Source organism: Streptomyces sp. SID3343, assembly GCF_009865215.1.
Taxonomy (GTDB): domain Bacteria; phylum Actinomycetota; class Actinomycetes; order Streptomycetales; family Streptomycetaceae; genus Embleya.
In genome coordinates this window covers 1-5,836 of sequence record NZ_WWJX01001000.1, presented here as the reverse complement: position 1 = coordinate 5,836, position 5,836 = coordinate 1, and the positions used below count along the sequence as shown (strand labels likewise).

Below are 5,836 nucleotides of genomic sequence, written 5' to 3'. Positions count from 1 at the left end.
CGGCGTGGACGTGGCCGGCGGCGCCGTCGGCGCCGGCAGGGTGCAGGTCGCGCCGCGATCGGGCAGTCGGCCGGACGTGAGGTAGGCCGTGACCGCTCCGTCGACGCACGCGCTGTTGCGCCCGAACGCGGTGTGCCCGTCGCCCGTGACGCTCAACAACCGAGCCCGTCCCATGGTTTCGGTCACGTTGCGGGCCCACGCGAGCGGTGCGAGCGGGTCGCCGTCGACGCCGATCACCAGCGCCCGGGTGCGGCCGGTGTAGCGCCAGGGGCCGTCGAAGCGGTCGTCGGCTCGGACCGGCCACAGGGCGCACTTGAGTTCGCCGTAGCCGTACACCCGGCCGAAGTGCGGCGACCTCGCGGCAGCGGCGGCGAAGTGCCGGTCGTGCGCGCGCAGATCGGTGGGGATGTCCCGGTCCAGGCAGGAGTTCGCGAGCTGTTGGGCCGTCACGTCGTCCGGGCCGGTGGGCAGTTCGGTCGTCGGTACGTCCTGGGCGTCCATCGCGGTCAGGTAGGCGGCGAACGTGGGCCAGGCGTCGGAGTTGATCAGTCCGCCGATCGCCTGCGTGAGCAGCAGACCGCCGGTGAGGATGTCGTGTCGGCCGGGGTTGGCGAGCCGGTTGCGCTCCAGCTTGTCCACCAGGGCGTCGAAGGCCCTCGCGGGGTCGCCGTTGCCGAACGAGCACAGCGCGGGCGTGGCCTCGCACCAGTCGAGGAAGCGGCCGAGCGCGAACTCGCTGGCGGCGAGCTGGTCCCGGTCGAAGCGCAGCGGGTCGGACACGTACTCGCGCCCGTCGATCGCCGCGTCCAGGACCATCGAGCGGACCTTGTCCGGATACCGAGCGGCGTAGATCTGCCCGACCACGGTTCCGTAGGACTGACCGAGGTAGCTGAGCTTGTCGTCGCCCACGGCCCGGCGCAGCAGGTCCAGGTCGGCGGCCGAGTCGGCGGAGCTCATGTTCCGCAGCAGGGTCGGGTCGGTGTTGCGCCCGCAGGCGGTGGTCAGTGCCTTGGCCTCGGCGATTTTGGCCGGGCGGTCCGCGAGCGTGGGGTAGGCGGGCAGCGGTTCCTCGATCACCCGCTCCTGCTCGTACGTCATGCAGTGCGCGGTGGGCGAACTGTTCGACTGGCCGCGCTGGTCGAAGCCGACGACGTCGAACCGGTCGGCGAGGGCGGCGAAGGGGGCCGTGCGTTGCCGCAGCAGGGCGATGCCGTTGCCCGCCTGAAGTCCTCCGTTGACGAACAGCGTGCCGATCCGGTGTGTCCGATCGCGGGCGGGGATGCGGATCAGCGCAAGGTCGGTGGTTTTGCCCTTGGCCGTCGAGCCGGTGCGCATCGGGACGGTGGCGGTGGCGCATTCGAAGCCCTCGCCGCACGCCGTCCAGGTCAGTGTGGGCACCTTGGGCGCGGGGGTCGCGACGGCCGAGGACGGCACGACGAGGGTGGTCGCCACCGCAGCCAGGACGGTGGCCGTGGACACCAGCCACGAGCGGCGGCGGGATGTGGTCGGTGGCCGTGACCGGAACGGCGACTGCGCCTGCACGGTGGTCTCCTCGCGATCGGGCGCGCCTCGCCCGAGGGGTGGGCGCGCGGTACGACGGACGCCACGACATGCTGGAACATTCCGTCACCGACCGCCCGAGATCTTTGTCGGATCTGTCGCAGTCGGCGCCGCGACTGCCCGGTCGGCCACGGTGACCGTCGCCGCACGACGCTCGGACGAGGACGAGGACGGAGACGAAGACAGGGACGAGGGCAGGGACGAAGACAGGGACGAGGGCAAGTGCATCCGGCCCACCGCGCCCCGAGCCACCCGCGCCGTTCAGTCCGAGTACTGCGTCTCGGCGTCGGCGCAACCGCGAAACGGCGCGATGTCGGCGGCGAGTTGCTCGATCCCCTCGCGATCCGCCTTGCGCAGCGCCCGCACCGGTTCCACCGTCACCCGCAGCTTCTTGCCCTTCTTCTGCGAGCGCCACAGCGCGACGAGTTCGCCGTCGCCGAGCACCACGCCGGGGTTGGCGGTGTGCTTCCACACCTGCTTGTGCAGCTTGGCGTCCGGGATCGCGGTGGCGCGGTCACGCAGTTGCAGCCACGGGTCGTACGCCGGCAGCATCCGCAGGCCGCGGACCTCGGGCGGTGCGGTGAGCGCGTCGTGGTCGTCGCGGTGGATCCACGCCGTGCGCCCGTCGAAGCGCACCTCGCGTAGTTCGTCGGCCGCCGCCTGCCACGCCTTGGCCGCGACCGTCTGCGACGTGCCGGCCCACTCCGCGAGGTGTTCGGGCGTGGAGGGTCCGTAGGCGCGCAGGTAGCGCCGGACGAACTCCGCGCGCGCGGCGGGCGCCGCCATGCGCGCCGGCCGTTTGCCCAACCACTGGTCGGTGCGCACGAACGAGGCCTCGCGACCCTCGCGCGGGGCGATGACGAACAGACCGGTCAACGACACGGCGCGGGCCAGGATGGCGGTGAAACTGCTGAAGGTGTCCGGCTCGAACCACCCGGAGAACTCGTCCGGCATCCGCTTGCCGAGTTCGACTCCCATCTCACGCTTCGTCAGGACCCGTCCGTCCAGAGCGTCTTCGAGGGCCGTCCTGGTCATCTCGACGACCTCGACCGCCGAGCGCTTCATCCCGTCGAGCATCGGGACGAACCCCTGCACCGCCACGCGCCAGGATTCCTCGTCCTCGGGGAGCATCGGCCTGGTGAACACCGGTAGGTCGCGGGTGGGGAACAGATACGGCGACTGCCGCACCGTCCAGGCCTGGAGCAGTGATTTGTCGTCGGCCAGCGCGGTGTCGACGTCGTCGACGCGCAGGCCCGGGCACCGGGCCAGGAGGGCGAGTCGGCCGTTGCCCGGCGGGGTGTCCTGGGTGCCGGCCGCGCCGGCCGCGGCCCACAGGTCGGGCGCCGGGTCCGCGTCGGTCAGGTGGTGACCGGCCGCCCTGAACGCAAGTACCTGTGTCCTGTCCACTTCACTCACGAGCGCACCTCTTCGATGGTTCGTCGAACGCGTCGGTCGGAATGCACGACGATGCTACGCGGATATGCGCCGATGCCCGGGATTTCGACGGATTCCGTACAGACACGAGAAAGAAAGCGTGCGCCCTGCGCCGATCCGAGGTAATCGTGCAAGTAATGCGAATACACCGGGAAATGAGGCGCGCGCCGAGTCGCCTCGGAACGGATGGCGATGCCTGTTCCTGACCGCGAAAGCGAGCCGAGTACGACCCGTGACGACGGAACGACCGTGTCCCTGCCCGAATCGGTGGCCGTGGTCGCGCGCCGTTCGCCCGGCCGAACGGCCGTCTTCGACGCGGGCGGACACATCTCGTTCGCCGAACTCGACGCCGCCGCCGACCGATGGGCGGCGGCGGTGGCCGACCGGGTCTCCCCCGGCGGCTGGGTGGCGGTGTGCGGGCGGCGGGGTTCCGCGCTGGTGGCCGCGGCGTTGGGCTGTCTGCGGGCCGGCCGGGTGTACGTCCCGCTGGATCCCTCCCACCCCGCCGAACGGATCGCGCTGACCCTGGCCGACGCCCGCCCCGAACTGGTCCTGGTCGACGACCACGCACCGGCGGCGGTCGCCGACGCCGCCCCCGCCCTGGACTTGGGCGCGGAGCTGGCCGCAACGACGACGCGGCCGGTGCGCGTGTTCGCCGCGGATCCGGCGTACGTGATCTACACGTCGGGCTCGACCGGCACCCCCAAGGGCGTGGTGGCCACCCACGGCGGCCTGGCGACCCTGGTACGGGCGTTGTGCTCGGAGGGCCCGTCGTTGGCCGAGGGCGACGTCGTGTTGTCGGTGGCGTCGATCGCCTTCGACATGTCGATCACGGACGTCTTCGTGCCACTCGCGGCAGGCGCGTCCGTCGTGCTCCCGGCCGACGACCGGACCCGCGATCCCGACGTGCTGCTCGACCTGATCGACCGGCACCGCGTCACCACCGTCCTGGCGACCCCGTCGTTGTGGCGGATGCTGGTCCTCGCGGGGTTGGGCACGAGTGGCCGGCAGCGGGTGCGGGCGTTCGGCGGCGGCGAGAAGCTGACCGAACGGCTCGCGCGTGAACTCCTGGAGCGCACCGCGTCGTTGCACAACGGCTACGGCCCGACGGAGACCACCGTCTACTCCACGTTCGCACCGATCTCGGACCCGGCCCGCCTGCCCCTGGGCGCGCCCATCGCGGGCACTCGGTTGTACGTCCTCGACGAGGACGGCGACCTGCTCCCGCCGGGCCCGCGCGGCGAGTTGTACGTGGGCGGACTTCAGGTGTCCACCGGCTATCACCGGCGACCGGCCCTGACCGCGGCCAGGTTCGTCCCCGATCCGTTCGCCGGGGTGCTCGGCGCGCGGATGTACCGGACCGGCGACGTGGTTCGGTTGAGCGCCGACGGCGACCTGCACTTCCTCGGGCGGACCGACGATCAGGTCAAGATCCGCGGCCATCGGGTCGAACCCGGCGAGATCGTGGCCGTGTTGGAACGGCTCCCGTCGGTACGCCAGGCGGCGGTGCTCGTGCACGAGGACACGCTCGCCGCCTGTGTGGTGGCCGAGCCGGGGCACGCGCCGAAGGCGGACGAAGTCCGCGCGCACGCACGCCGGTTCCTTCCCGAGGCGATGGTGCCGAGCCGGGTGGCATTCCTGCCCGCCCTGCCGGTGACGGGCAACGGGAAGGTCGATCACGCGGCGCTGCTCGCGTGGCAGGCCCCGGACGGACCCGACGAGCAGACCGGGCCCGACCACGACGGGGCGCCGCAGGGGCCGACCGAGATCGCGGTGGCCAAGACCTGGGGGGAGGTGCTCGGGCGCGGCGACGTCGACGCACTGACCAGCTTCTTCGACCTGGGCGGGCACTCGCTGCTGGCCATGGAGGTGGTGTCGCGCCTGCGTACCGAGTACGAACTGGAACTACCGGTCTGGGAGTTGTTCGCCGAGCCGACGGTGCGGGCGTGGGCCGCAGTGGTCGATCGCGCGGCGTCCGCCCCGGCCGCCGCGGCGGACGCCGGGGACAGTCGGGCCGCGCTGTCGCCCGAGCAGCGCGCGCTGTGCCACGCCGAGCGGCTGGTACCCGGGATCACCTCCCCCGGGCTGACGGTCCGGGCGAACCTGACCGGCCCGGTCGACGCCGGACGGGTCGCCGAGGCGTTGGCGGCGGTGGTGCGCCGCCAGGAGTGCCTGCGTACGCGCTTCGAGCCCGTTGCCGAGTACGGCAGCCAACTCGTCTCGCCGTACGTGGAGTTCGACCTGTTCGAGGAGGATCTGCGTGGCGCCGCGGACACAGCGGAGTCCGGGTCGGACGAGGCGATGCACGCGCCGTTCGATCTGGCCCGGGGGCCGCTGCTGCGGGCCGCGCTGCGGCAGTTCGAGGACGAGCGGTTCGAACTGGAGATCCGGGTGCACGACGCGGTGGCCGATGCCGCGTCGCTCGGTGTGCTCGTGGCGGAGTTCGTGGACGCGTACGCGAACGGCCCGGCGGCCGAGCCCGTCGCGGTGCGCTTCGCCACGCTCGCCCAGGCTCGACGCGAAGCGTCGTCGGGGGTGGCGCTCGCGGACGCGGTCACCGCGTTCGGGTCCGCGCTGACCGACACCGTGCCGGTCCCCGAAGGCGCCTACGCCACGGGCCTGGTGCCGGTGCGACTCGACGCGCCGGCCGTACAGGCCGTGTCCGATCTCGCGCTGGCCCGCGGCGTCACGGTGGAATGCGCGCTGACCGCGGCACTGTTGCGGGTACTGCCCGAGGAGTGGGGCTCGTCCGTCGTGGTCGCCCGGGTCGAGCCGGGGCGCTCGCCCGACACGCGTGATCTGGTCGCGCCGTTGTCGACGTTGACGTTGTCGGCGATCGATC

3 protein-coding genes are annotated in these 5,836 nt (G+C 72.3%); 1 reads left to right on the top strand and 2 read right to left on the bottom strand.

Annotated features, from left to right (window positions below; translation table 11 throughout):
- Both GT354_RS31450 and GT354_RS31445 read right to left on the bottom strand, forming a co-directional pair.
- Positions 1-1,542, bottom strand: a 1,542-nt coding sequence (locus GT354_RS31450) for an alpha/beta hydrolase (protein ID WP_161359776.1), incomplete at its 3' end; no start/stop codon positions are given.
- A 279-nt stretch (positions 1,543-1,821) separates the two neighbouring features.
- Positions 1,822-2,976, bottom strand: a complete 1,155-nt coding sequence (locus GT354_RS31445; protein WP_161359775.1) for a winged helix DNA-binding domain-containing protein — start codon at positions 2,974-2,976, stop codon at positions 1,822-1,824.
- 267 nt (positions 2,977-3,243) lie between these two features.
- Here GT354_RS31445 and GT354_RS31440 point away from each other — a divergent pair.
- Positions 3,244-5,836 (top strand): non-ribosomal peptide synthetase (locus GT354_RS31440; RefSeq protein WP_161359774.1); only part of this gene is annotated, 2,593 nt, incomplete at its 3' end.